General features: G+C 70.1%; 26 protein-coding genes, 1 tRNA gene and 1 riboswitch. Of the genes, 12 read left to right on the top strand and 15 right to left on the bottom strand.

From position 1 onward, the window contains the following. Positions 1-68 precede the first annotated feature (68 nt). Positions 69-788, top strand: coding sequence for an FHA domain-containing protein (locus tag ABT340_RS11920; protein WP_352010696.1), 720 nt, complete (start codon positions 69-71; stop codon positions 786-788). Between the two features lie 63 nt (positions 789-851). Here the strand turns inward: ABT340_RS11920 and pepN are convergent, their stop codons facing one another. After that, a complete protein-coding gene (pepN, locus tag ABT340_RS11925) occupies positions 852-3,419 on the bottom strand; it encodes an aminopeptidase N (RefSeq protein WP_352010697.1) in 2,568 nt (855 codons plus the stop codon). Positions 3,420-3,640: 221 nt separating this feature from the next. Here pepN and ABT340_RS11930 point away from each other — a divergent pair, with 221 nt between their 5' ends. The 3 genes from ABT340_RS11930 (at position 3,641) to ABT340_RS11940 (ending at position 6,406) form a co-directional block, all read left to right on the top strand. After that, positions 3,641-4,261, top strand: coding sequence for a mycothiol-dependent nitroreductase Rv2466c family protein (locus ABT340_RS11930; RefSeq protein WP_352010698.1), 621 nt, complete (start codon positions 3,641-3,643; stop codon positions 4,259-4,261). A gap of 189 nt (positions 4,262-4,450) precedes the next feature. Next, positions 4,451-5,860, top strand: coding sequence for an aldehyde dehydrogenase family protein (locus ABT340_RS11935; RefSeq protein WP_352010699.1), 1,410 nt, complete (start codon positions 4,451-4,453; stop codon positions 5,858-5,860). A gap of 108 nt (positions 5,861-5,968) precedes the next feature. Next, entirely contained in the window at positions 5,969-6,406 is a 438-nt protein-coding gene (locus ABT340_RS11940; protein WP_352010700.1) for a hypothetical protein, read from the top strand. Positions 6,407-6,419: 13 nt separating this feature from the next. On the opposite strand, the gene def is transcribed toward ABT340_RS11940, so the two are convergent. Further along, complete coding sequence (def, locus tag ABT340_RS11945) at positions 6,420-6,908, bottom strand: peptide deformylase (RefSeq protein WP_352010701.1); 489 nt, start codon at positions 6,906-6,908, stop codon at positions 6,420-6,422. 97 nt (positions 6,909-7,005) lie between these two features. Here def and ABT340_RS11950 point away from each other — a divergent pair, with 97 nt between their 5' ends. Further along, the gene (locus tag ABT340_RS11950; protein WP_352010702.1) at positions 7,006-7,473 is read left to right on the top strand and encodes a ribose-5-phosphate isomerase; all 468 of its coding nucleotides are present in this window, start codon (positions 7,006-7,008) and stop codon (positions 7,471-7,473) included. On the opposite strand, the gene ABT340_RS11955 is transcribed toward ABT340_RS11950, so the two are convergent. Together ABT340_RS11955 and ABT340_RS11960 are read right to left on the bottom strand one after the other, a co-directional pair. After that, entirely contained in the window at positions 7,452-7,649 is a 198-nt protein-coding gene (locus ABT340_RS11955; protein WP_352010703.1) for a hypothetical protein, read from the bottom strand. The two genes, ABT340_RS11950 and ABT340_RS11955, sit on opposite strands and share 22 nt — an antisense overlap. 37 nt (positions 7,650-7,686) lie before the next feature. Further along, positions 7,687-8,919 carry a GNAT family N-acetyltransferase gene (locus ABT340_RS11960; RefSeq protein WP_352010704.1) on the bottom strand — a complete coding sequence of 411 codons (1,233 nt, stop codon included), beginning with the start codon at positions 8,917-8,919 and terminating at the stop codon, positions 7,687-7,689. 118 nt (positions 8,920-9,037) lie between these two features. Here ABT340_RS11960 and ABT340_RS11965 point away from each other — a divergent pair, with 118 nt between their 5' ends. Continuing rightward, the gene (locus ABT340_RS11965; RefSeq protein ID WP_352010705.1) at positions 9,038-10,153 is read left to right on the top strand and encodes a PP2C family protein-serine/threonine phosphatase; all 1,116 of its coding nucleotides are present in this window, start codon (positions 9,038-9,040) and stop codon (positions 10,151-10,153) included. Between the two features lie 8 nt (positions 10,154-10,161). On the opposite strand, the gene ABT340_RS11970 is transcribed toward ABT340_RS11965, so the two are convergent. After that, entirely contained in the window at positions 10,162-10,767 is a 606-nt protein-coding gene (locus tag ABT340_RS11970; RefSeq protein WP_352010706.1) for a LuxR C-terminal-related transcriptional regulator, read from the bottom strand. Between the two features lie 193 nt (positions 10,768-10,960). On the opposite strand from ABT340_RS11970, the gene ABT340_RS11975 reads away from it, so the two are divergent. Both ABT340_RS11975 and ABT340_RS11980 read left to right on the top strand, forming a co-directional pair. Then, positions 10,961-12,262, top strand: coding sequence for a M50 family metallopeptidase (locus ABT340_RS11975; protein ID WP_352010707.1), 1,302 nt, complete (start codon positions 10,961-10,963; stop codon positions 12,260-12,262). A gap of 42 nt (positions 12,263-12,304) precedes the next feature. Further along, positions 12,305-12,823 (top strand): MarR family winged helix-turn-helix transcriptional regulator, encoded by a 519-nt coding sequence (locus tag ABT340_RS11980; protein WP_352010708.1) that lies wholly within the window; start codon positions 12,305-12,307, stop codon positions 12,821-12,823. Positions 12,824-12,837: 14 nt separating this feature from the next. Here the strand turns inward: ABT340_RS11980 and prfH are convergent, their stop codons facing one another. Continuing rightward, positions 12,838-13,482, bottom strand: a complete 645-nt coding sequence (gene prfH, locus ABT340_RS11985) for a peptide chain release factor H (RefSeq protein ID WP_352010709.1) — start codon at positions 13,480-13,482, stop codon at positions 12,838-12,840. A gap of 7 nt (positions 13,483-13,489) precedes the next feature. Further along, on the bottom strand, positions 13,490-14,665 hold the full coding sequence (locus ABT340_RS11990; protein ID WP_352010710.1) for an RNA ligase RtcB family protein: 1,176 nt from the start codon (positions 14,663-14,665) through the stop codon (positions 13,490-13,492). Between the two features lie 316 nt (positions 14,666-14,981). Between ABT340_RS11990 and ABT340_RS11995 the strand changes: the two genes are divergently transcribed. After that, positions 14,982-15,122 (top strand): hypothetical protein, encoded by a 141-nt coding sequence (locus tag ABT340_RS11995; RefSeq protein WP_352010711.1) that lies wholly within the window; start codon positions 14,982-14,984, stop codon positions 15,120-15,122. 12 nt (positions 15,123-15,134) lie between these two features. Then, positions 15,135-15,350 (top strand): winged helix-turn-helix domain-containing protein, encoded by a 216-nt coding sequence (locus ABT340_RS12000; RefSeq protein ID WP_352010741.1) that lies wholly within the window; start codon positions 15,135-15,137, stop codon positions 15,348-15,350. 294 nt (positions 15,351-15,644) lie between these two features. Here the strand turns inward: ABT340_RS12000 and ABT340_RS12005 are convergent, their stop codons facing one another. The 4 genes from ABT340_RS12005 to ABT340_RS12020 all read right to left on the bottom strand — a co-directional run bounded on the left by ABT340_RS12005 (position 15,645) and on the right by ABT340_RS12020 (position 19,374). Continuing rightward, a complete protein-coding gene (locus tag ABT340_RS12005) occupies positions 15,645-16,622 on the bottom strand; it encodes a coiled-coil domain-containing protein (RefSeq protein ID WP_352010712.1) in 978 nt (325 codons plus the stop codon). 2 nt (positions 16,623-16,624) lie between these two features. Continuing rightward, a riboswitch (cyclic di-AMP (ydaO/yuaA leader) is annotated at positions 16,625-16,759 on the bottom strand. A 71-nt stretch (positions 16,760-16,830) separates the two neighbouring features. Next, positions 16,831-17,910 (bottom strand): galactose-1-phosphate uridylyltransferase, encoded by a 1,080-nt coding sequence (galT, locus tag ABT340_RS12010; protein ID WP_352010713.1) that lies wholly within the window; start codon positions 17,908-17,910, stop codon positions 16,831-16,833. After that, positions 17,907-18,695, bottom strand: a complete 789-nt coding sequence (locus ABT340_RS12015) for a DeoR/GlpR family DNA-binding transcription regulator (RefSeq protein WP_352010714.1) — start codon at positions 18,693-18,695, stop codon at positions 17,907-17,909. Before ABT340_RS12015 ends, galT begins: the two co-directional genes overlap by 4 nt. Before the next feature lie 82 nt (positions 18,696-18,777). Beyond that, positions 18,778-19,374 carry an HD domain-containing protein gene (locus ABT340_RS12020; protein WP_352010715.1) on the bottom strand — a complete coding sequence of 199 codons (597 nt, stop codon included), beginning with the start codon at positions 19,372-19,374 and terminating at the stop codon, positions 18,778-18,780. Between the two features lie 98 nt (positions 19,375-19,472). Between ABT340_RS12020 and ABT340_RS42445 the strand changes: the two genes are divergently transcribed. Continuing rightward, complete coding sequence (locus ABT340_RS42445; RefSeq protein ID WP_386187638.1) at positions 19,473-19,550, top strand: 50S ribosomal protein bL37; 78 nt, start codon at positions 19,473-19,475, stop codon at positions 19,548-19,550. Here ABT340_RS42445 and ABT340_RS12025 read toward each other — a convergent pair. Continuing rightward, a complete protein-coding gene (locus tag ABT340_RS12025) occupies positions 19,547-20,137 on the bottom strand; it encodes a TIGR03086 family metal-binding protein (protein ID WP_352010716.1) in 591 nt (196 codons plus the stop codon). The two genes, ABT340_RS42445 and ABT340_RS12025, sit on opposite strands and share 4 nt — an antisense overlap. 105 nt (positions 20,138-20,242) lie before the next feature. On the opposite strand from ABT340_RS12025, the gene ABT340_RS12030 reads away from it, so the two are divergent. Beyond that, the gene (locus ABT340_RS12030; protein WP_352010717.1) at positions 20,243-21,460 is read left to right on the top strand and encodes an FAD-dependent oxidoreductase; all 1,218 of its coding nucleotides are present in this window, start codon (positions 20,243-20,245) and stop codon (positions 21,458-21,460) included. Position 21,461: 1 nt separating this feature from the next. On the opposite strand, the gene ABT340_RS12035 is transcribed toward ABT340_RS12030, so the two are convergent. The 3 genes from ABT340_RS12035 to ABT340_RS12045 form a co-directional block, all read right to left on the bottom strand. Further along, positions 21,462-23,192: an ATP-binding SpoIIE family protein phosphatase gene (locus tag ABT340_RS12035; protein WP_352010718.1), complete on the bottom strand. Its 1,731-nt coding sequence runs from the start codon at positions 23,190-23,192 to the stop codon at positions 21,462-21,464. Then, positions 23,180-23,359, bottom strand: a complete 180-nt coding sequence (locus tag ABT340_RS12040) for a hypothetical protein (protein WP_352010719.1) — start codon at positions 23,357-23,359, stop codon at positions 23,180-23,182. Before ABT340_RS12040 ends, ABT340_RS12035 begins: the two co-directional genes overlap by 13 nt. Positions 23,360-23,671: 312 nt before the next feature. Then, positions 23,672-23,742, bottom strand: a tRNA-Gly gene (locus ABT340_RS12045). Positions 23,743-23,822 lie beyond the last annotated feature (80 nt).

Genomic DNA, 23,822 nt, shown 5'->3' on the forward strand with positions numbered 1-23,822 from the left:
CGGCTCGCGGTCCCGTTTTCCTCCCCTTTCCTCTGCGGAGGGTCACCGGGTACGCGAGGATCGTCACCGTGAGTATCCGTAAGCTTTCAGGAATCCTCGTCCAGAGGGGGGAGCAGGTGCTGGAGCTCGCTCCCGGCGAGCATGTCACCTTCGGCAGGGGAGCGGTCGACCTGGTGCTGCCCGACCTTTCCGTCTCCCGGCTCGCCGGACGGATCGACGCGGTTGACGACTACTGGACGATCTCCAACCTGAGCCGCCGCTCCACCTACGTGGTGGACACCCCGGAGGGGGACGGTGAGTTCGTCAGGGTGCCCGCGGGACGGATGCGCGCCCCGATCCCCTTCGAGCTGGGCAGGGTACGGCTGTCCGGGGACCCGTCAGGAGGTATGGCGTCGTTCCTGGTGTTCGCCCCCGAACACGTCCTTCTCCGCCCCGACGCCCCCAGACGCGAGCGGGAGACGGCACAGACCGTTCCGCTGGACGCCACCGCGACCTACTTCCTGATCCTGGTCGCCCTCTGTGAACCACGGCTGCGCGATCCGCTCTGCGGCGTCGTCCCGACCATTCCGGAGATCATCATCCGGCTGGCCCACCTCGGGCTGGGCCGTTCCGCGGTCAACTTTCACATCGACTATCTCGCCAGGGTGAAGCTCCAGGTGAGGATGCCGGAGCGGCCGGTGAGGCCCGACTGGCGACGAGTCGCGCTGGTGTCCCTCGCGCTGCGGCACGACCTGGTGACGACCGAGCACCTGGCGTTGCTCGAAACGCGAAGCCACATCCTGCCCTGACACCTGACGCCCCTCATCGAACGAGGACGAGGGGCGTCGGGTCGTCACGCGGAACCCGGTCGCTCAGGCCGCGGAGGCGTCCTTCGCCTGGGCGCGCAGGGCACGGCTGATGCCGTCGGCGCCCTCGAGCAGCAGCCGTCGCAGTGCCTGCGGAGGCTGGCTCTCCGAGATCAGGTCCTGGGTCCTGGCCACCGTCTCCGGTGAGATCGCCAGGATGGGGTAGCAGCCGTTGGCGAAGTTCTGGGCGCTGTCGGAGGTCCAGGACTTCCAGATCCCGCCGATCTCCTCGAAGTAGCGCTCCGCGTACGGGTCGAGCAGGTCCGGGTGGCGTGGGTCCACGAAGCCCAGGATCGTCGAACGCAGCAGGGCGCCGCTCAGCCCGCCCTCGGTGATGGCGGCCCACGCGGCGGCCTTGCCCTCGGGCGTCGGGATCGCGGCCCTGGCCAGCGCCGCGGAGCGCTCACCGGTCGCGGTCGCGTCACGCTGCAGCTCCCGCGCGATGTCCTCCTCGCCGAGGACGCCTGCGGACACCAGGGCCTGGACCAGCGTCCAGCGCAGGTCGGCGTCCACGGTCAGCCCTTCGAGGGTGGCCGAGCCGTCGAGCAGGCCCTTCAGGAAGGCCAGGTCCTCCTCGTTGGAGGCGACGGCCGACAGGGCGTTGACGTAGGCGAGCTGGTGGTCGGAGCCGGGCTCGGCGGAGGCGACGAGCGAGCGCAGGCGCGCGGCCAGCGACGCCAGGCCCTCCTCACGCCAGGACGGGTCGGCGTACTGCTGGACGGCCAGGCGCGCCTGGCGCAGCACCGTCTGGGCGACGGTGATGTCCTTGACCGACTCGATGCCCGAGTTCACCAGCGCGACGTAGTCGCGGGTGGACATCTCGGCGTCACGGGTCATGTCCCACGCCGCCGACCAGCACAGGGCGCGCGGCAGCGACTCGGTGAACCTGGCGATGCCGCCGTCGACCAGGGTCTGCAGCGAACGCCCGTCGAGCCTGACCTTCGCGTAGGTCAGGTCGTCGTCGTTGATCAGGACCAGGTCCGGCTGGAGCTCACCGACCAGCTCGGCGACCGCGGTGCGGGCGCCGACCACGTCGAGCTCGACCCGCCGGGTGCGGACCAGGGCGCCCTCCCGCAGGGAGTACAGGCCGATGGCGACGCGGTGCGAACGCAGCGTCGGGTAGTCGGCCGGAGCCTCCTGCAGCACGTCGAACTCCAGGAAACGCCCCTCGGCGTCGGTGGTGAACGACGGACGCAGCGTGTTGACCCAGGAGGTCTCCAGCCACTCCTTCGACCAGGAGGACAGGTCGCGCCCCGAGGTGCGCTCAAGCGCGCCGAGCAGGTCGGCGAGCGTCGTGTTGCCCCAGGCGTGCTCGTTGAAGTAGTCGCGGACACCGGCCAGGAAGTTGTCCAGGCCCACGTAGGCGACGAGCTGCTTGAGCACCGAGGCGCCCTTGGCGTAGGTGATGCCGTCGAAGTTGACCTCGACGGCGTGCATGTCGACGATGTCGGCGGCGATCGGGTGCGTCGAGGGCAGCTGGTCCTGGCGGTAGGCCCAGGCCTTCTCCACGTTGGCGAACGTCGTCCAGGCGCCCTGGCCCCAGCGGGTCGCCTCCGCCTGGCACAGCACCGAGGCGTAGGTGGCGAACGACTCGTTCAGCCACAGGTCGTCCCACCAGCGCATGGTCACCAGGTCGCCGAACCACATGTGCGCCATCTCGTGCAGGATCGTCTCCGCACGGCGCTCGATGATCGCGTCGGTGACGCGCGAGCGGAAGACGTAGTCCTCAAGGAAGGTCACGCAGCCCGCGTTCTCCATCGCGCCCGCGTTGAACTCCGGTACGAACAGCTGGTCGTACTTGCCGAAGGGGTAGCGGATGCCGAAGACCCGGTGGAAGAAGTCGAAGCCCTGCCTGGTGACCTCGAAGAGGTTGTCGGCGTCGAGGTGCTCGGCGAGCGAGGCCCGGCAGTACAGGCCGAGCGGGATGCCGTCGTGCTCGGAGGTCACCTTGTGGTACGGCCCGGCGCACAGCGCGGTGATGTAGGTGGAGATCGCCGGGGTCGGCGGGAAGTGCCAGCGCCTGGCGGCCTGGAGTGTGCCGTGACGGCCGCTGTGCTCCTGGAGCTCCTCGGCCGACTCGGGCGCCGCGTTGGAGATCACCTCCCAGGAGGAGGGGGCGAGCACGGTCAGCTCGAAGGTGGCCTTGAGGTCCGGCTGGTCGAAACAGGCGTACATCCGGTGTGCGTCGGCCGTCTCGAACTGGCTGTGCAGGTAGACGCTGTCGTCGACCGGGTCGACGAAGCGGTGCAGGCCCTCCCCGGTGCGCATGTAGGAGCAGTCGGCGTCGACGCGCAGCTCGTTGCTCTCGGCCAGGTTCGGCAGCGGCAGCCGTCCGGTCTCCGGGTCGTAGGTGTCCACGTCGAGCTCGACGCCGTTCAGCACGGCCTTCCTGACCTTGGCCCCCGCCAGGTCGATGAAGGTTTCCGCGCCGGGACGGGTGCCGGTGAAGCGAACCGTGGTGATACTTTCGAAGCGTTCGTCTCCCTCGGTCAGATCGAGCTCCACGACATACGACTGCACGCTGATCAGCCGTGCGCGCTCCCGCGCCTCGTCACGGGTCAGATTGCCTGCCACTACCGCTCCCTCGTCAACAAATTCCCCCGCTTCGTTGCGAAGGGGTGCCTGAATCCTGCCACGTGAGGCCCTGGATCGTCGCCCCCGCCGGCCTGGGAGTCGACTGTCGATCATGTTCGGGGATAAAGGGGCCGGTCAAGGTGATAACCCGTCGTAGGAATAGGAAACTCGGTGATGCGGGTTGTCGCTGTGCGAAGCCCTCACGATCAGAAAGCTGAGAGATGACTGAGCGCACTCCGGTCGACCTCTGGTTCGACCCCTTCTGCCCCTTCGCATGGATGACCTCCCGCTGGCTGCTGGAGGTGGAGAAGGTGCGGCCCATCGAGCCGCGCTGGCACATCATGAGCCTCAACATCCTCAACGAGGACAAGGACGTCCCCGAGACCTACCGCGAGATGATCGCCAGGGCCATCGGCCCGGTTCGCGTGGTCGCCGCCGTGCAGGACAAGTACGACTCGGAGACGGTCGGCAGGCTCTACACCGAGCTCGGCACACGCCTGCACAACCAGGGCAGGCTCAAGGAACTCGACAGCCTCCGCGAGACCGTCGAGGAGGCCCTTGAGGCCGCCGGGCTTGAGCGGGCCTTCGCGGACGCGATGGACTCCGAGGAGTTCGACGAGATCCTGCGCGCCTCCCACAACGACGGCATCAACCGGGTCGGCCAGGAGGTCGGCACCCCGGTCATCGCCGTCGGGGACGTCGCCTTCTTCGGTCCGGTCGTCTCTCCGGCCCCGAAGGGCGAGGAGGCGGCCAAACTCTGGGACGGCGTCAGGCTCGTCGCGGGCATCGACGGCTTCTTCGAGCTCAAGCGCTCCCGCACCCGGCCTCCGATCTTCGACTGAGCCCGGCCGGTCCGGCGTCCCGCCGTCTCCCGGCCCGGCGGGACGCGCGCCGCCCGGATGTCACGAGTTCTCATGGATCTCAAGGATTCCCCACTCGGGGGAGCGCCTGGCCGTACGCTCATCGCGAAGGCGGACGGACGCGGCCCGTGGAGCCCTCGTCCCGCCACCACTCGCGCGAGGATGAGAGACATGCGTCATCTGTACCTGAACGGAGCATGGCGGCCGTCGGCGTCCGGCGAGGGGTTCGACGTCGTCAATCCCGCGACCGAGGAGACGATCGACCGCGTTCCCGCGGGTTCCCCCGCCGACGTCGAGGTCGCCGTCGCCGCCGCCCGTGAGGCCCTGCCCGCGTGGTCGGCCACGGCTCCCGCGGAACGGGCCCGCCTGCTGAACGCCGCGGCCGGCCTGATCCGGGACCGCGCCGACCGGATCGCGAGCGTCATCGCCACCGACGTGGGCACCCCGTACGGCATCGCGACGCGGGTGCAGACGCTCCTGCCCGCGGAGGTGCTGTCCTCCTACGCCGGACTGGCCGAGAGCTACGACTTCGAGGGCGGCAGGGTCGGCAACTCCCTTGTCCTGAGAGAGCCCGCCGGGGTCGTTGGAGCCATCACCCCGTGGAACTACCCGCTGCACCAGGCCGTGGCCAAGGTCGCCCCCGCCCTGGCCGCCGGATGCACGGTGGTGCTCAAACCCAGCGAGGTCGCGCCGCTGGCCGTGTTCGCGCTGGCCGAGATCCTCGACGAGGTCGGGCTGCCGCGCGGGGTCTTCAACATGCTCAGCGGCCGGGGCCCGGTCGTCGGTGAGGCACTGGTCACCCATCCCGACGTGGACATGGTCTCCTTCACCGGCTCGACCAGGGCGGGCAGAAGGGTCGCGGCCCTGGCCGCGGAGACCGTCAAGCGCGTGACCCTCGAACTCGGCGGCAAGTCGGCCAGTGTCGTGCTGCCGGACGCCGACCTGGAGACCGCGGTCAAGGCGACCGTGGCCAACGCCTTCCTCAACTCCGGCCAGACCTGCTCGGCCTGGACCCGCATGATCGTCCACCGCGACCAGTACGACCAGGCCGTCTGGCTGGCGGCCGAGATCGCCAAGGCCCACACCGTGGGCGACCCCTTCGACGAGGGCACCCGGCTCGGTCCCCTGGTCTCGGCCGCGCAGCGCGAGCGGGTCGTGCGCTACATCAACCGGGGTGAGGAGGAGGGTGCCAGGCTGGTCACGGGCGGCACCGACAACCCCTGTGAGCGGGGCTTCTACGTCGAGCCGACGGTCTTCGCCGGTGTCGAGCCCGGGATGGTCATCGAGCAGGAGGAGATCTTCGGCCCGGTCCTGGTGATCGTCCCCTACAGCCGGGGCGAGGACGAGGCCGTCGCCATCGCCAACGGCACGCCGTACGGCCTGGCGGGCGCGGTGTGGGCGGGGGAGGAGAAGCACGCGCTCTCGGTCGCGCGCAGGCTGCGCGCGGGCCAGGTGACGGTCAACGGGGGCAGGTTCAACCCGCTCGCACCCTTCGGGGGATACAAGCAGTCAGGTATCGGCAGGGAACTGGGCCAGTCCGGGCTTGAGGAGTTCCTGGAGACCAAGGCGATCCAACTGTAGGCCGATGTCCGGTATCGGACGGTCAGCAAGGGACATCCTGGGTAAAACCCTCCGGAAGGATTCGTAAGGACCTGCACGTAAGGCATCGCCTCTGCCGGAGGGCGCCGCATGAGACTGGGCACCACGCGTCTGACCGCCTTCGACCTGGTGATCGTCGCCGGAGGACTGCTGCTGGTGGTGCTGGCCGCGCAGAACCTCGGTCCCGCCCTGGCGGCACTGCGCGGGGTGGGCACCTGGGGCACCTTCACCGCCAGGCGGGTCGAGTGTGTCTCCCACCCCGGCCACGAGCAGTGCACCTGGACGGGGGAGTTCAGAGGCGGCCGGGCCGTCCGGCCGGAGGTCGGTTTCTACGGAGGTGACCGCGGCACCTTCACCCCCGGCCAGACCGTCAGGGCGTTCGACACCGGCCGCCAGGGCCACGTGTACGGCGAAGGCGGCTCCAACGAGTGGATCGTGGTCGTCCTGCTGCTGGCCGCGGGGCTCGGCCTGATGTCCTGGCCCCTCCTTCGCCTTCGCCGCCGCCCCTCCGCTGAGCCTTCCCCCTGAGGGGCGGGCGCGCTCAGCGAGCCTGGAGAAGGACCTTGCGGGCGGCGTCCTTGGCGAGGCGGTCGACGTACAGCATGCCGTCGAGGTGGTCGGTCTCGTGCTGGAAGCAGCGCGCGAGCATGCCCCTGGCCTTGATCTGGACCGGGCGGCCGAGCCGGTCGAGGCCGCGCACCGTGACTCCGGCGGCGCGGGGGGTCCCGGCGTAGATCGGGGTGCCGCTGTCCTTGCCGGGGATCGACAGGCAGCCCTCCTCTTCGAGGACCTCGGCGTCGTCGTCGACGGTCAGCACGGGGTTGATCACGTGCCCCTTGCGCTTGCTGCAGTCGTAGACGAAGATCCGCTTCGAGACGCCGATCTGAGGACCGGCGAGCCCGACGCCCTGCGCGGCGTACATCGTGTCGAACATCTCGTCGATCAGACGGCGCAGATCACGGTCGAACTCGGTGACCGGCTCGGCCGGCGTACGCAGGACCGGGTCGCCGACCACTCGGATGTCACGCATGAGGACTCTCTCTTGTAAGGGCTGAAGCGGTATGCCGACCGTTACCTTATCCGGGGTGGGGGTCGAGGCGGCCAGCCGTACCTGCGAAACTGGGCCTGTGCGTGTCTACATCGGTGCCGACCATGCCGGCTATGACCTCAAGAACCATCTCGTCTCCTGGCTCAAGGAGCACGGCCACGACGTGACGGACTGCGGGCCGTTCGTCTACGACGCCGAGGACGACTATCCCGTGTTCGTGCTGCGCGCGGCGCAGGGCGTCGCCGACGACTCGGGCAGCCTGGGAATCGTCATCGGCGGCTCGGGCAACGGCGAGCAGATCGCGGCGAACAAGGTGCGCGGCATCCGCGCGGCCCTGGCCTGGAGCGAGGACACGGCCAAGCTCGCCCGCGAGCACAACAACGCCAACGTGATCAGCGTCGGCGCCCGGATGCACACGCAGGAGGAGGCGGTCGGCTTCGTCGAGCTGTTCCTCACCACCCCCTACTCGGGTCAGGAGCGGCACAACCGCAGGATCGCCCAGCTGACGTCCTACGAGACGATCGGTCAGCTTCCGCCGCTGCCCTGACGTTCCTCCCCGGGCCTCGACGTGGAGGCCCGGCGGCGTGCGGAAGCCTGTCCGCGCTGTGTCTCATCCCGCAGGGGCCGTCTGTCGGCGGCCTCCTGCTGCTCACGCGTCGGCCGGGAGACGTCCCTGGCCCGCATGGCGACGGTCGCGTTGATCTGCAAGCTCTGCAGTGCCATGCCTCACCCTAACCCGCGTCGCGACGCAGGGGGAGGCTCAGAAGATCAGTCCGCACCAGGGAGCCGGGTCCCACGACATCGCGGCCGACAGCTGCCTGACCGCTCCCTCCCGCAGCTCGCGCACCACCCCGGCGGCCTGCACCGCCGCCAGCGGACGCCCGCCCAGATAGGCCGCGCCCAGTACGGAGACCGGCAGGACCACGTCGGCCTCGGCGTCGTCAGCGGGAACGCATCGGGCCTGCCGAGTGTCGGCCGACAGCCGCCAGCGGCGCGCGTTCCACGGGCAGACCGTGTCCTCGACCTCGATCACCACGTCCACGGGCGCCGAGTAACGCCGCAGGGGGAGCGCCCGCTCGACGTCCACGAGACGGACCCACAGCTCGTCCATCCACGCCGCGTTGAGGTGGCGGGGCTCGGCCAGCAGGTGGATCAGCGGGTCGTCCGGGGGACGCTGGGCCGTCCTGACCCGGGAGACCAGGTCACGGTCGAGAACGTGCCGCCAGAGCAGGGCGTAGGCGGCCGGGTCGAGGCCGACAAGTTCCTTGAGCCGCAGCTCGCCGTCCGGCACGTCATGGGTGGTGAAGGTCAGCTTGATCCGGAAGATCGCGTAGCCACGGGGACCCTCGTCGTCCTCGACGACCACGGCGCGCAGCGGGCCGGCGCCGCCCTGATCGCTCTCCTGGTCCGACAGGAACGTGTCCCAGCGGGCCGGTGTGCGGGCGTAGAGCCCGGGACGGCTGTCGAGCTGGGCCTCGAAGACCTTCTCGAAGACGCTCCTGGCCGCCACGGGGTCGACGACGCGCAGCCGCAGCGAGGGATCGACCGGGGCGTGCCTGACGAAGGCCGAGCTGTGGGTGGGGACGTCGAAGGCGAGGTTGTCCGAGGCCCTGCCGTACCCGAAACGTCCGTAGATCGCGGCCTCGGAGGCGTACAGGGCGGCGATCGCCTCGCCCTGCTCGCGGAGCGCGCCGAGCTGGCGGGTCATCAGGCCGGACAGGACGCCCCTGCGGCGGTGCGAGGGCAGTACGGCGACAGCGGTGATACCCGCGACCGGGACCGGCCCGCCGGGCACCGTCATCGTGAAACCGCAGATGCAGGTGGCGCCGACGAGTTCCTCGCCGTCGAAGGCGCCGAGCGACCGGTCGAAGTCGATCAGTTCCTTGAACAGCTCACGCCGGTGCGGAGGGATGGGATTGCCGAAGGCCTCTTCGTCGGTCCGGATCCACGCCGGGTAATCGTTTTCGGTCAGGGGACGCAGGTTAAGGCTCATTTGTCCTACGGTATGGCGGACAAACCCTCCCGGCCATTCAATATCCGTCCTTAATGATCAAGGCATTGGTCAAGTGGGCTGCCCAAACGGGGTGCGGGCCGATACAGTCGAGCGCATCATGAGTTCCCGTCCGGTGCCGCTGATACCTCCGGCGCTCCGTGCGTTCCTGGTGAGGGTGCCCTTTCTGGTCCCTCTCGTACGGCTTCTGCGCCGCGGGCCGCTGGCCCGTGACCGTAACCTGCTCGTCACGCTGACCGTGCTCACCCTGGTGCTCGGTGGCCTGGCGGCCAGGGTCTCCGCGGAGTGGTTCTCACCCGCGCTCATGATCCCGATCACCCTCGTCGGCGGCCTGCAGCTCAGGCTCCGCAGCCTGGTCAAGCTGCTGTGCGCGGTCGCCGCCTGCCTGCTCTACGTGGGGATCGCCCTCGGCTTCAGGCACATCGGCCCCGGTCTGATGGCCACCTTCGGCTTCACCGGTGTGCTGGCCACGCTGATGGCCCGCACCAGGGGCAAGCTCGGCGTGCAGGGGCTGCGCGGTGACGCGATGCTGCTCGAACTACGCGACCGGCTCAAACGCCAGAGTGAGCTGCCCAGGCTGCCCAAGGGATGGGACTCACGGGTCGTGCTCACCCAGGCGGGTGGCTCCTCCTTCGGAGGTGACTTCCTGGTCTCCATGCGTGAGGGCGACACGGTCGAACTCGCCCTGGTGGACGTCTCGGGCAAGGGGGTCGACGCCGGGACCAGGGCGCTGATGCTCTCCGGGACCTTCGGCGGTCTGCTCGGCTCCGTCTCCGACTTCCTGGGCTCGTGCAACACCTACCTGCACCGTCAACGCGAGGCCGAGGGCTTCGTCACGGCCGTGCACGTACGGCTCAACCTCGCCACCGGCGAGTACGTCATCACCTCGGCGGGTCACCCTCCGGTGGTCAAGTTCGACTCGGGGGCGGGCGCCTGGCGGGTCTCCCCGGCCAAGGGCGTGGTCCTCGGCATCGTCCCCGACCTGCACTGCGAGCCCGACCGGGGGATGCTCCGCAAGGGTGACGCCCTCATGCTCTACACCGACGGGCTGATCGAGCAGCCGGGGCGCGACATCGACGCGGGGCTGGACCGCCTGCTCGGGGAGGCGGAACGACTGCTTCCCTCAGGCTTCCGCAGCGGGGCCCGCAGCCTGGTCTCCTCCATGTCGGCAGGGCACAACGACGACTGCGCGCTGATCCTCATCTGGCGTCCCTGAGCGAGGGCTCACAGCCATCCTGAGTCGCTGGCGATGCGTACGGCGTCGAGCCTGCTGCGGGCCCGGGTCTTGCACATGATCCGCGACAGATGGTTGCGGACCGTTCCAACGGAGAGGAAGAGCTGGTCGGCGATCTCGTTGGACCGCGCTCCGAGAGCGGCCAGCCTGAGCACGTCCATCTCCCTGCGGGTCAGCGGGTTCTCCGCGATCTCCAGGGCGGCGACGGCCAGTTCGGGATCGACGACCCGCTGCCCGGCCGCGACCCTGCGAACCCCCGAGGCGAGTTGCTCCGGGCTGACACCCAGGCTCATGAGCCCGAGCGCGTGCGCGGCGAAGGCCCGGCGGACCTGACCGGGCCTGGGGCGGTGCGAGACCAGCAGAACCCCGCAGCCAGGGGCCCGCGCGTGCAGATCGAGCGTGACGGCGAAGGCGTCGGCGCCGGGCAGGTCGAGATCGACGACGGCGGTCTCGGGGCGGTGTTCGAGGACCGCGGGCAGAACGGCGTCTCCCGTGCCGACCGCCGCGACGACCCTCATGCCCGCCTCGCCCTCCAGCGAGGCCACCAGGCCCCGGAGGACCACCGGCCGGTGCTCGGCAACCAGGATCCCGATCACGTTCGCCCCCTCGACAGCTCTCTCGCTGGGTCACCGAGCGGTCGCTCACTGTCAACGAAGTCTCTCCGCTCGGCAAGGCCCGCGCAAGGGGCGGAACGTGGGGACGTTCGCCCGTGACGCCTGGAACCGCGATAATTCGGCTAATCTCTTAGGGGGCGTTGTCCGCGGCTCCGCGACCGGGGGGTAGGAACCTGTGAGCTGGCTCTTCGGGATCGCTGTCTTCTTCTTCGGACTGATGGCGTCGATCGCGCTGCACGAGGTGGGCCACCTGGTCCCGGCCAAGCTGTTCGGGGTCAAGGTCACCCAGTACATGGTCGGCTTCGGCCCGACGATGTGGTCACGGCGCAGGGGCGAGACCGAGTACGGCGTCAAGTGGATCCCTCTCGGTGGCTACATCCGGATGATCGGCATGCTTCCGCCGAGGCCCGCCGACGACCCGAACAAGCTGCGCGCGGTCTCGACCGGCCCGTGGCGCGCCCTGATCGAGAACGCCCGTGACGTGGCTCTCGAAGAGGTCAAGCCGGGCGACGAGAACCGGGTCTTCTACCGCAAGCCGTGGTGGCAGAAGGTCATCGTCATGGCGGGTGGTCCCGCGATGAACTTCGTGCTGGCCTTCGTGCTGTTCGCGGTCGTGCTGATGGGCTTCGGCGTCGGCGTCCTGACGAACCGGGTCGACGCGGTCCCCGAGTGCGTCAAGACCACCGCCGAGTACACCAAGAACCCCAAGTGCACCTCCGCCGACCCGGCGAGTCCCGCCGCGGCGGCCGGGTTGCGGCCCGGCGACGTCATCGTCTCCGTGGCGGGCAAGTCGACCCCGACCTGGGAGGAGGCGACCCGGGCCATCCGGGGGCACGGCGCAGGACCGGTCGCGATCGGCATCACGCGGGGCGGGCAGGCGGTCACGCTGAACGCCACCCTCATCGCCCAGGACCGCGAGTCGCTGGACGTGCCGGGAAAGATCGAGAAGGGGGTCGGCTACCTCGGTGTCAGCCCCACGACGGTCATCGAACGGCAGGGCATCGGCTCGGTGACCACCCAGATGTGGAACCTCACCGCGGCGACCGCGGGCTCGCTGATGCGCTTCCCCGAGAAGATGGTCGGTGTGTGGAACGCCGCCTTCTCCGGTGAGGAGCGCGACAAGAACGGCCCGATCGGCATCATCGGGGCGGGCCGTATCGGCGGTGAGATCGCCGCCTCCTCCGCCCCGCTGGAGAACAAGGTCGCCACCTTCATCAACCTGCTGGCGGGCTTCAACCTGGCGATCGGCCTGTTCAACCTCATCCCGCTGCTCCCGCTCGACGGCGGGCACATCGCGGGCGGTCTGTGGGAGGGCCTCAAGCGGGCCTTCGCGCGGGTGACCCGCCGTCCCACGCCCGGGCACGTGGACATCGCCAAGGCGCTTCCGCTGACCTACGCGATCGCCTTCGTGATGGTCATCATGGCCGGTCTGCTGATGTACGCCGACCTGGTCAACCCGGTCCGTCTGGCCGGCTGAATCCTTCCGGGAACCGGTCGTGCGCACCGGTAAGGTTGCGTCGTGAGGGACGTAACGCCGGGAGCGGCGATCGACGTGGCGCTGTTCAGGCTGCGCAGGATCTGGGCGCGGCCGCTGCGTCCGCGCCGGGCCGCCGATCAGCACCGGGCGGTGCAGATGTCGAACGTGATGGTCGTGCACGCCGTGCACAAACTGAACCTGAGCGTTCCCGAGGTGACGGTGGGGGCCGTCGCCGAACAGCTCGACGTCGACCCCTCCACCGCGAGCAGGCTGGTCAACGACGCGGTCGGTGCCGGGTTCGTCGAGCGTGAGGAGTCCGAGGTGGACGCCAGACGGGCCAGGCTGCGGCTGAGCCCGCGAGGCCGACGGGTGCTTGAGGTGGTCGTCGCCTCCAGGCGAGCCTACGTGGACAGCCTGATCGCCGACTGGGACGAGGGAGACCGGGAGGTCTTCGCCAGGCTGCTCACCCGTTTCGCGGAGGAGAGCGTGGCCCACCCGCCGGACCTGACGCATCTCGACCGGCTCATCGCGGAGGCCATCGCGGAGACGGCCGTGGGCTGACCTCGGGCAGGCCGTCACGGCCGTCGGCGGGCCGGTTTCCGCTCCGGCGTCTCCGGACGTTCGACACGGACGGGGTCGCCGCGTACGAGCTCGTCGTGGACGTGCCAGCGGGCGGTGGTGACGGCACGCTCCGCCGTCTCGTCTCCGTCCTCGATGCGCTGCCGCAACAGCCGCATGGCGATGCGGCGGTTGAGGCTGAACTGCCGTTCGGTGTCGACCACGACGACGATCCCCGAGGGCCGGTGGGTCGCCCGTACCGCCGTGCTTGCCTTGTTCCGATGCTGACCGCCGGGGCCGCCGGTACGGCAGGCGACGACGTCGACGTCCGCCTCGGTGAACGTCGTGCGCGGGGCGTCGACCTGGCACGGCTGGGCGATGACGTACCAGTTCTTCCGGCCCGTGCCGGTGCGGTACGGGCTGGCGGCCTGCCAGCACAGGGTTCCGGTCCATGAGGCGGCGAACGTCTCGGCACCGGCTCCCGACATCTGGATCAGGACCGATCGGTAGGTGTCGGGCCGGTCGCCGGGAACGACCTGGACCCGGCGGGTCTCCAGGTTCTGCCGGGCGGCGTCGACTTCCAGGCGGCGCAGCAGCCGGGCCAGGGCCCAGGCGCATTCCTGCGGGCCACGTCCGGCCGACAGGAGCAGGTGGACGCTCACCTCGGCCTCACCGCCGGCCTCGCCTGCGGCGCTGGTCCCGCTGGGGCGCGGACCCGAGGTCGGGTGTCTTGTAGGTGACCAGGGGGACCGTGGTGGCCACGGGCGTGGCCAGGCCGTGGCCGACGAGGTCGGCGATCACCTGCTCGATGCGCTTGTAAGCCGTCGGCGCCTCCTCGAAGAGGAGCTGACGGTCTCCGCACACCACCAGCGAGCCCACCGGCGTGCGGCGCAGCTCCTCGACCGTGTGCTTGGCCCGGCCCCGGCGCAGGGCGTCCGCACGCGACATCTTGCGGCCCGCGCCGTGCGCGACGGAATGGTTGGCGTCCGGCCCGGCGTGGGCGGCCACGAGATAGGAGGGGGTGCCTCGGGTACCGGCGATGAGCACGTCACGGCCGTCACCCGGTGCCGCCCCCTTGCGGTGCAGGTAGACCCCGTCGCGGACCTCGACCAGGTTGTGGCACTGGTCGAGGAACGGCTCGGCGGGCTCGGCCCCCAGAGCGTGGGCGACCCGGGCCGCCAGCAACCGCCGGTTGAGCGATCCCCAGCGTACGGCGTCGTCGTGCATCGCCAGGTAGGCGCCGGGATCGGGGGCGGGGCCCGCGCCGTGGATCGCGGTGTGCTCCCGCAGGATCCGTTCGCCCAGCCCCCGGGAACCGCTGTGGACGACGAGGACGAGGTCGCCTGCGGCGAGCCCGAGACGGCTCGCGTGGCCGGGGTCGAAGACGGTCCCGATCCGGGCCAGCTCGACGAAATGGTTGCCCCGGCCGACCGTCCCGAGGCCCTCGACGTGACCGGCGGGGATGTCGCCCTCCACGACGGCCCAGGCCGGATCGTCGGCGTCGTGCTCGGGGTCCAGTGCGCGATCGAGGTCGGGGAAGCGGGCGGCGAGCTTCTCGGGCACGGCGCGCTTGAGCTTCATGGGGAACACGGCGATGCCGCAGCCGATGTCGGAGCCCACCAGGAACGGGTACAGCACGGTCGACGCCATGGCGGCGCCGATGGGGGCGCCCTTGCCGGGATGCAGGTCCGGCATGGCGGCGACGTGCGTCATGCCGTCGAGGGCGGCCACCTGGTGGCACTGCGTGAGGGCGTCGGACTCGATCCAGCTCTCGGGGGAGGCGAACACGGCGACGGTGGCCGGGCCTGCGGCCGTGGACGGCAGAGGGGGGCGTTGTTGCGACAAAAGGCTCTCTTCCCTTAAAGGGGCAGGCTGACAGCGCCGCGGGGCGCGTTGACGCCGTGGCGTCTCGGAGTGGCGGGGCGCTGTCCGTCAGAGCGTCATGGACACGGCGCCATGAACACCACGTTCCCTGAGCCCGCCACGCGAGGGCAAACGGTTTTGCGCCCACCGCAGTCTCGCGACCCGGCCGGCGTACGGGAAGCACGAGGCCGGCGCCTTCATCGAAGCCCGGATGAGCAGGGCGATCGGTAGTGGCGGAGAGTCTTTTTCTGACTGTGTGAATGCTGGTCGGTGAAATCACACCTGGCAGGGCGGTGGCATGGAGGCGTTGGCCTCCAAGGGGCCGGGCGGGGAGAGGTGCCGGCTGGACGAGCGGCGCCTGCAGCGGCTGCGGGCCGGGTTGGAGCGTGGTCCGGCCGCGCACGGATATGTGGAGGACCAGCGCTGGACGCCGGCCTGAATCGCCGACCTGATCGCGGTGTTGTTTCACGTCCGCCACACCTTGCGTGGGGTGTCGTGTCTTCTGCACCGCCTGGGCTGGAGTCCGCAGATCCCTGCGCAGCGGGCTGTTGAGCGCGGCGAGGGGGGTGATCACCTCGTGGGTCGTCGAGGAGTGGCCGGCGATAGAGGGCGGCGCTCGACCTGGGCGCCCGGCTGTGCTGGGAAGACGAGCGCGGGCAGAACCTGAGGCCGCCCCGGGGCCTTCTGGACGTGGATCTTTACCTCGCCGTCGACCGGCGGCCTCTCGACGACCAGTGTGCCGGTGTCGGCCTCGGGCACGCCCCGGGAGCTTCGTGACCACTTCAACCGTTGGCGGATGCGTTGCCGCGCCCAGAGCGCCGAGACCGTGGGCACGATGGCGGCCGGAGGCTCAGGAACCAGCCACGTTTGTGGGCGCGGTCCAGCCGGTGGCTCGGATCCACTCGACCAGGTCCAGGGTGGCCGGCTCGATCGAGCGCACCGCCGTGGGGTCCGATCTTCTCTAGTACATCGAGATGTGCACGTGGTCGTAGTGGTTGGCGGTCACACCGCCCCGGTTGGACATGGCACGCCAGCCGGAACCGGTGTTGATGCGCTGACGCCAGATGACGTACTTGACGCCGAGCCTGTCCCTGTTCTTCAGGGCCCAGACGGCGAGCTCGTCGCCGAGCTTGACGTTGGCCGCGGTGGGCATGGACCCGCCGGTGCTCATCATGAAGTCGCAGGCCCGGCCGAGGGGGTGCTCGCCCCCGTCGTTCGCCGATCGGTAGCAGCCGACCTCGTGGGGCAGCTGGAAGGCCTGTCCGACGGCCTCGCGCATGATCCGCGTGCGGTCGGTGATGTTGTCGGACCCGGTGGGCAGCTGGGGTGCCCAGCTGCCGTCGGAGCGGCGCCCCGAGCCTGTGGGAACGAGCTGTTCGAGCTTGTCCTCGATCACGCGGATGACCTTCTCCGCGTCCTCACGCTGAACCTGCACCGTCTTGGCCTCCTGCTCGATCTGCCTGGAGAGCTGGGCCGTCCTGTCCGCGGCCTGTTTCATGAGGTCCCGGCTCCGGGCGAAGCCCTGCAGCTGGGCGATCTGCTGGGCGGTCAGCTGTTCCATGACGGCCGCGCCGCCCACCTCGGGGGCCGACAGGATCGAGGGAAGGTCGAGGGGGCCGTTCTGGTAACGGATCTGGACGATGGAGGCGACCTCCCTGCCCGCCTCGGCGTAGGCCGCTTCCGCCTGGCGCAGGTCGGCCTGCGCGACCTTCTCCGCCTCCTGCGCCTTCTTCAACGACTCCCGTTTGGCGGCGTACGCCTCGATGAGCCGGTCGACTTTCTTGTTGAGCTGGGTCAGTTCGGCGCGGAGCCGGGACTCGTCGGGCTTCGGCGCGGCGCCCGCCGTTCCCGTGCCGCCGAGGGCGAAGGCGAAGGTGAGGGCCGAGGCCAGGCAGGCGGCGGCCGTACGTCGATGGAAAGCGGGGGACAGAGCCGTCACAGCTCTCCTCTCCTCACGCCGACCGGGTTAGCTGACGGGTTCGGGCTGGAGGAAGCCCTTCCACCGAAGTGGTTCACCCCAGATGCATGGGTCCCCGGCTCTCAGGTGAGGCACCTGAGATTAGGCATATCGTGCTGTTTGTCCGATGCGTGAGGATAGTAATGGTAAAAAGGTGACCGCGCGACCCCGAGTCGAGACCGATCGGTGATCATTCCGTGATAACGGCGCGCAGGCGCCGAGCTGTCTCCTCAGGCGGAATGTCGTTCACGAAGGCCCCCATGGCCGACTCGGACCCGGCGAGATACTTGAGCTTGTCCGGCGCCCGGCGGATGCTGAACAGCTCAAGATGCGTGTACGCCAGGTCCCTGTCCACCCGCACCGGTGCCTGGTGCCAGGCCGAGACGTACGGCATGGGCACCCCGAACAGCCCGTCCAGGCGGCGCAGCACCTCGGTGTAGAGCGGTCCGAACGCCGCACGCTCGGCGGGGTCGAGTCCGTCAAGGCCGGGAACCCCGCGGTGCGGGTAGAGATGGACCTCGACCGGCCAGCGGGCCGCGGCGGGCACGAACGCCGTCCAGTGCTCGTTGGCCGCGACCACACGCTCGGCGGCCTCCCGTTCGGCCGCGAGCACGTCGGCGAAGAGGTCGCCACCGGTGCGCTCCCTGTGCCGCCGCGCCGCGCCGAGCAGGGTCCGGGTACGCGGGGTCACGTAGGGATAGGCGTAGATCTGGCCGTGCGGATGGGGCAGGGTGATGCCGATCTCCGGGCCGCGGTTCTCGAAGCAGAACACCTGCTCGACCCCGGGCATCGCGGAGAGCGCGACGGTGCGGTCGATCCACGCCTCCATCACCAGCTCGACCCGCTCGGGAGAAAGCATGGAGAAGGAGGAGTCGTGCTCGGAGGTGAAGCAGACGACCTCGCACCTGCCGACGCCGGGCCGTACCTCACTCAGGCCGCCGACCTGCGGGTAGGCGCCCAGGTTGGTGGAGAAGGACGGGAAGCGGTTCTCGAAGACGGCCACGTCGTAGGTGGGGGAGGGGATCTCGGTCGGACGGCCGGGCGCCGACGGGCACAGCGGGCACTCGTCGGCGGGCGGCAGGAACGTACGGCCCTGCCGGTGCCCGGCGACCGCGACCCACTCCTCGGTGAGCGGGTCGTAGCGCAGCTCGGAGGCGGCGGGCCTGGGCGGCAGGTCGCGCGTGTCGACCGCGCCGCGCTCCGCGTCGTCCCGCAGGTCGAAGTAGAACAGCTCGCGGCCGTCGGCCAGGTGGGTCGCGGTGCGCCTCATCGGTCGCGGGTCCCGTCACCGGCGACGACCAGCTCACCGACCCTGGCGGCGAGTTCCTCGCGGGCCTCCCGCTCGAGCCCGGAGTCCGTGATCAGGACGTGGGCCTCGGACAGCTCGGCGATCGTGCTGATCCCGACCGTCCCCCACTTGGTGTGGTCGGCGGGCACGACCAGGCGGTGCGCCGAGGCCACGAGCGCCCGGTCCGTCTCCGCTTCGAGCAGGTTGGGGGTGGTGAACCCGGCGCGGGCGCTCATCCCGTGCACGCCGAGGAACAGGGTGTCCACGTGCAGCCCTCTGATGGCCGCGACGGCCACCGGGCCGACCAGCGCGTCCGAGGGGGTGCGCACCCCGCCGGTCAGCACCACGGTGCGGTCGGCGCGCGGCGCGCGGTGGAAGACCTCGGCGATCCGGATCGAGTTGGTGATCACCGTCAGCTCTGGCACGTCGGTCACGAAGTGGGCGAGCGTCCAGGTGGTGGTACCCGCGGAGAGCGCTATCGCCGTGCCCGGCCTGACGAGCCCGGCGGCGTGCCTGGCGATCGCCTCCTTCTCCGACTGCTGACGCGCGGACTTGGCGGTGAACCCGGGCTCCTCGGTCGAGCCGGGTCCCGTGGCCGTCGCCCCACCGTGGACCTTCTCCACGAGACCGCGCTCCGCCAGCGCCTCAAGATCCCTGCGGATCGTCATGTCGGAGACACCGAACTCGCGGACCAGGTCGGCGACCCTGACCCCGCCACTGCCGCGCACCCGTTCGAGAATCACCTGCTGCCGCTGCTGGGCGAGCATCGATCCCCTCCTTAATCCACCAGACTCCAGCAAATTACCACAGACTCACAGGAGTGAATGTTGGATTATGGGGGTTAAGTGCTCACAGTCGCTCAAGCTCGGCATGGATGTTGGCCCGCGCCCGCGTCTCAAGGTCCGCGACGTGGAAGATCACGGGAAGGTCGAGCAGCGAGCGCAGCACCGCGGCCCTGCCCTGCCTGAAGAGCTCGTCGGGGACGAAGAAGTACTCCTCCCGCACCGCCGCCGCGTAGACGGCGTACTCCTGGGGAGAGGAGGCGAGGATCGCCAGGTCGGCGTCGCACAGCACGGCCCCGTCGGCGTCCCCTGGCTCGGGGGCGTGTGTGATCGTGAGCCTGACCAGCCGCGCGACCGTCCCGACAGCCTCCGGTGACATCCCGAGCTCGGGCAGCGCCCGCTCGGCGAGCCTGGCGCTGCGCTCCTCGTTGTCGCTGCGCCGGGGGTCGTAGACGGCGTCGTGGAACCAGGCCGCGAGCCGTACCAGGTCCGGGTCGGCGGCACTGCCGGCGAGCGCGTCGACGTGGTCGAGTACGGCCGTCAGATGTGCGGTCGTGTGGTATTTACGGTGTGGCTCGCCGTACCGGGACAGCAGGTCCGCGCCGAGCCGGTCGGCCTCGGTTCCGGCCAGGAGGCGCCAGCGCTCCATCAGCTTCTCGCTCATGCGAGGCAGCCTAGATCCGCCCTCTTGTACGGCGGGTGCCCCGGGAGGAACGTAAGAGGCGGATCCCGCACCAGGCGGGGTTCACGGAAGGAGGCCGCGTGGGCAAACGAGCGCGTAAGAACCGGGCCCGCAAACGGAACAAGGCCAACCACGGAAGACGCCCGACGTCGCGTTAGCCGCGTCGTCCCCAGGAGGCGAGCAGCCGGGTCTGGGCGTCGGTGCCGGAGGCGATCGGCTGCTGCGCCCCGATGACCCCCGCCTGCCGGTAACCGGCCTCGGCGCCCGCGACCCACGCCGCGCAGGCCTCGACCAGCTCGGGATCGAGCCGTTCGTCGGCGCCGATCGCCCTGGCCAGGTCCCAGGTGTGGATCAGGACGTCGGCGAACAACTCGGTGACGTACTCCCCGCCGGGCACGTCCCCGAAGGAGAGTCTGGCCAGACGGGTCAGCGCCCCCTCCCCGTAGGCGGCCTGCACGGCGGCGGTGGCGGAGGTGTCGAACGCCTTCAACGGGTCGTCGCCGAGCAGGTCGCCGTCGAAGTCGTCCCCGACCTCGGCGGCGGTCCGCCCGCCGAGCAGTTCCGGAGCCCACAGGTTCTCGCCCACCACATGCTCGACCAGATCCCGCACGTCCCAGTCGACACAGGGTGTCCGGTTGTGCCACTGCTCCGGGGTGATCCTGTGAACGAGAGCGCCGAAGTCGTCCAGCGCGCGGCGGTAGGCCTCGCGTACGTCGGTGATCATCATGCCCTCCCAGCTCCTCATTTCGACCGTAACTCCTGGGAGGCCAGTAGTCATCGCGCTTGTCGGGCATGACACCGGGGTGTGACGGACTCGCTCGACGAGCCTCACGATGGCCGATAGTGAGGTATGACGAACTCGCGAGTGGCGATCATCGGTGGCGGCCTCGGGGGGCTGTGCCTGGCGCAGGGGCTGCGCCGGGCGGGCGTGGAGGTGACGGTCTACGAGCGTGACCGCACTCCCGGCGACCGGCTCCAGGGTTACCGCATCCACATCGACCCGACGGGGGCCCGCGCGCTCAACGAGTGTCTGCCTCCGGAGTTATGGGAGACGTTCCTGGCGTCGGCCTCCGGGAGCGGGCGGGACTTCGGCTTCCTCACCGAGAGGATGAACCCCCTGATGGTGATGGAGACCCCGCGCGGGCCGGACCCGCTGGACAACCACCACTCCATCAGCCGGGTCACGCTCAGGGAGCTGCTGCTGACCGGCCTGTCCGACGTCGTACGGTTCGACAGGACCTACGAGCGCTACACCCGTGAACCGGACGGGACCGTGACCCTGCACTTCGCCGACGGGACCACCGAGAACGCGGACGTCGTGGTCGCCGCGGACGGGGGCAACTCCCGGGTCAGAAAGCAGTACCTCCCGCACGCCCGGCGGATCGACACCGGCATCCTCACGGTCGCGGGCAGGTTCCCGCTCACCGGCGAGACACGCGCCCAGGTCGCCCCCCGGCTGTGGCGGGGCCCCAACATGATCATCCCGCCGAGGGGGTGCGGCATGTTCACCGCGCCGCAGGAGTTCGGACAGCGGGACGCCGGAGGCGACGGAGCGGGCGACTACGTCATGTGGGTCTTCGGCGCCTCGGCGGGACGCCTCCCCACCGGACTGTCCGGCATGAACGGTCAGGAACTCAGGGACACCGTCGCCGGGCTGGTCGCCACCTGGCACCCCGACCTGCGAAGGCTGGTCACCGCCTCGGCACCCGAGAGCGTCTCCCTGCTGCCGATCCGCACCGCGGTCCCCGTCGATCCCTGGCCCGCGACGAACATCACCCTGCTCGGCGACGCGGTGCACAGCATGACCCCGATGCGGGGGATCGGGGCGAACGCCGCCCTGCGTGACGCCTGCCTGCTCACCCGCGCCCTGCGCGGCGGAACGGACCCCGTCACGGCCATCGCCGGCTACGAGACCGAGATGCGCGAGTACGGCTTCGCCGCCGTGCGCAGGTCGCTCAGGGCCGCCAGGCAGTTCGTCGACGACAGCCGCCTGGCCAGGGTGGCCTTCAGGGGCGCGCTCAGGCTGGCCGGGCGCATGCCCTCCCTCAGGAGAAAAGCCCTGTCCTGACCTACGGCAGGCGCTGCTCGACCCAGACGACCTTCCCCTTGGCGGTCGTCCGGGAGCCCCAGCGGTGGGCGAGCCAGTTGACGAGGTGGAGGCCGCGGCCGGTGTCGTCGTCACTGCCCGCGTCCCGCATCGACGGCAGCACGGTGGAGCGGTCGCTCACCTCGCACACCAGCGTCGGGCCGCGCAGCATGCGCAGTCCGACGCTTCCCGAACCGTGCTCGACGGCGTTGGCGACCAGCTCGCTGACCATGAGCTCGACGTTGTCGACGATCGCCTCAAGCCGCCACTCGGCGAGGGTGGCGCGCACGAAGGCACGGGCCTGCCCCGCGGAGCGGGGGTCGGGGGGCAACAGGAGGTCGACGACGTCGTCCTCGTCCAGCTCGCGCACCCTGGCGAGCAGGAGCGCGATGTCGTCGCGCTCGTGCCCGGGACGCTGCGCGCCGATCGTGAGGTCGCAGAGCTCCTCAAGATCGTGACGCCCGCCGGTGAGCAGGTCGCGCAGCATGCCGATGCCCTCGTCGATGTCCCGGTCACGGCTCTCGACCAGGCCGTCGGTGTAGAAGGCGAGGATCGAGTCGTGCGGCAGCACCAGCTCACGCCGTTCGAAGGGCTCGTTGCCGATGCCCAGGGGCAGACCGGCGGGCAGTTCGAGCAGCTCGGTCTCGCCGCCCGGCCGTACGAGGACGGGTGGGACGTGGCCGGCGCAGGAGATCGCGCAGGCCCGGGTGACCGGGTCGTAGGTGGCGTAGAGGCAGGTCGCGATCTGGGTGGTGTCCAGGTCCTGGCTCATCCGGTTGAGCCGGAAGAGCACTTCGGAGGGGCACAGGTCGAGACTGGCGAGCGTACGGGCGGCGGTGCGCAGCTGGCCCATCGTCGCGGCGGCCCTGATGCCGTGCCCCATCACGTCGCCGACGACGAGGGCGACCCGGCAGCCGGGCAGCGGGATCACGTCGTACCAGTCGCCGCCGACCCCGACCAGGTCGCTGGCGGGCAGGTAGCGGGAGGCGATCGTCAGACCGAGCGGCTGGTAGAGGTCGGCGGGCAGCAGACTGCTCTGCAGGGTCAGCGCGGTACGGCGTTCGCGGTTGTAGAGCCGGGCGTTGTCGAGGCAGACCGCGGTCCTGGCGGCCAGTTCCTCGGCGAGGTTGACGTCCTGTTCGTCGAAGGGCTCGCTGTCCGGCCTGCGGGTGAAGATGACGAAGCCGAGCACCCGGCCCCGCGCCTTCAGCGGCACCGCCAGGAAGGAGCTCTCCTCCAGGACCCGGGCGACCGAGTCACGCTTGGAGGAGCGCCCGATCTCCTCCGAGGTCCTGCGCCCGAGGCGGGGGTAGAGGATCGGGTTTCCGGTGGCCATGCACCTGGCGTACGGCGTCCACGCCGCGTAGCTGGTGACCTCGTCCACCGGGAAGGCCTCGGCGTACTCGTCCGGGGTCGTGCTGGAGACCCCGACGGCGATCCGCCGTACGAGCGCCGAGCCGTCGATGCTGCGCTGGGCGAACTCTCCCTCGGTCAGCAGTCTGTCCTGGACCAGGATGCCCGCCGCGTCCGCGAAGCGCGGCACGGCGACGTTCATCAGCTCCCTGCCGGTCTCGAACATGTCCAGCGTGCTGCCGATCCGCTTGCTGGCCGCGTTGAGCAGGGAGAGCTGCTCGTGCATGGTCGCCGGGCTGCTCATCCTGGGGGTCGACGACGCCGGATCCTTGGCGACGAAACGGCGGTTCACCCGTTCCACCGCAGCTCCGTGCCCCGCCTCCCGCTGTGCGCCGGGACTCCGGCGGCCCCGCGGGCGCCGCAGCGAGGGGTCACCGGACCCGGTCCGCCGGGGTGACCGCCCGCGCGGCCGATCATGACGCCCTCGAACCCCGCCACGTTCCCTCCGGTGACTTGACTGCCGCTCATGGAGAATCGTAAAGAACGATCTATATCCCGTATCCGCATTTGGCGCAGATTTCCCGATATTTCTCCGCAGCGTAAACCCGATGGCCGTCGAGTCCCCAATCCGGTGCGGCCGGTCCCGGGCCTCGCGCGACGTCCGTGCCGTACGAGGCCGTCCCCCGTAGTGCGGACCGTTCCCCGCCGGACGGATGGTCATCCTTCGCGACACGGCCGGACGAAAGATCGGAAGCGTGAGAACGGCCACAGAGGATCGGACGGTTCCCGATAGCGGAAGGGCCAGGACACCATGGAGGTGACCTGGCCCTTCGCCATCTGAGCGGACGACGGGAATCGAACCCGCGTAGCCAGTTTGGAAGACTGGGGCTCTACCATTGAGCTACGTCCGCGCGAGCCGGTGTCAGTCTGGTCTAGACTTCATCCGGTCGTCAGGGCGTAATCGTACCGGAGATCCGGAGCGAGCGCGCAC

The organism is Streptosporangium sp. NPDC000239 (assembly GCF_040300765.1).
In the GTDB taxonomy this organism is placed as follows: domain Bacteria; phylum Actinomycetota; class Actinomycetes; order Streptosporangiales; family Streptosporangiaceae; genus Streptosporangium.

Coding starts and splice junctions, on each gene's coding strand:
- ABT340_RS12020 (WP_352010715.1), bottom strand. CDS start 19,374: ATGAGCGAGAAGCTGATGGAGCGCTGGCGCCTCCTGGCCGGAACCGAG.
- def (WP_352010701.1), bottom strand. CDS start 6,908: ATGCGTGACATCCGAGTGGTCGGCGACCCGGTCCTGCGTACGCCGGCC.
- ABT340_RS11955 (WP_352010703.1), bottom strand. CDS start 7,649: ATGGCACTGCAGAGCTTGCAGATCAACGCGACCGTCGCCATGCGGGCC.
- ABT340_RS12040 (WP_352010719.1), bottom strand. CDS start 23,359: ATGAGCGGCAGTCAAGTCACCGGAGGGAACGTGGCGGGGTTCGAGGGC.
- ABT340_RS12025 (WP_352010716.1), bottom strand. CDS start 20,137: ATGAGGAGCTGGGAGGGCATGATGATCACCGACGTACGCGAGGCCTAC.
- galT (WP_352010713.1), bottom strand. CDS start 17,910: ATGAGGCGCACCGCGACCCACCTGGCCGACGGCCGCGAGCTGTTCTAC.
- ABT340_RS11960 (WP_352010704.1), bottom strand. CDS start 8,919: ATGAGCCTTAACCTGCGTCCCCTGACCGAAAACGATTACCCGGCGTGG.
- ABT340_RS11935 (WP_352010699.1), top strand. CDS start 4,451: ATGCGTCATCTGTACCTGAACGGAGCATGGCGGCCGTCGGCGTCCGGC.
- ABT340_RS11995 (WP_352010711.1), top strand. CDS start 14,982: ATGGAGGCGTTGGCCTCCAAGGGGCCGGGCGGGGAGAGGTGCCGGCTG.
- ABT340_RS11940 (WP_352010700.1), top strand. CDS start 5,969: ATGAGACTGGGCACCACGCGTCTGACCGCCTTCGACCTGGTGATCGTC.
- ABT340_RS11965 (WP_352010705.1), top strand. CDS start 9,038: ATGAGTTCCCGTCCGGTGCCGCTGATACCTCCGGCGCTCCGTGCGTTC.
- ABT340_RS12015 (WP_352010714.1), bottom strand. CDS start 18,695: ATGCTCGCCCAGCAGCGGCAGCAGGTGATTCTCGAACGGGTGCGCGGC.
- ABT340_RS12030 (WP_352010717.1), top strand. CDS start 20,243: ATGACGAACTCGCGAGTGGCGATCATCGGTGGCGGCCTCGGGGGGCTG.
- ABT340_RS11930 (WP_352010698.1), top strand. CDS start 3,641: ATGACTGAGCGCACTCCGGTCGACCTCTGGTTCGACCCCTTCTGCCCC.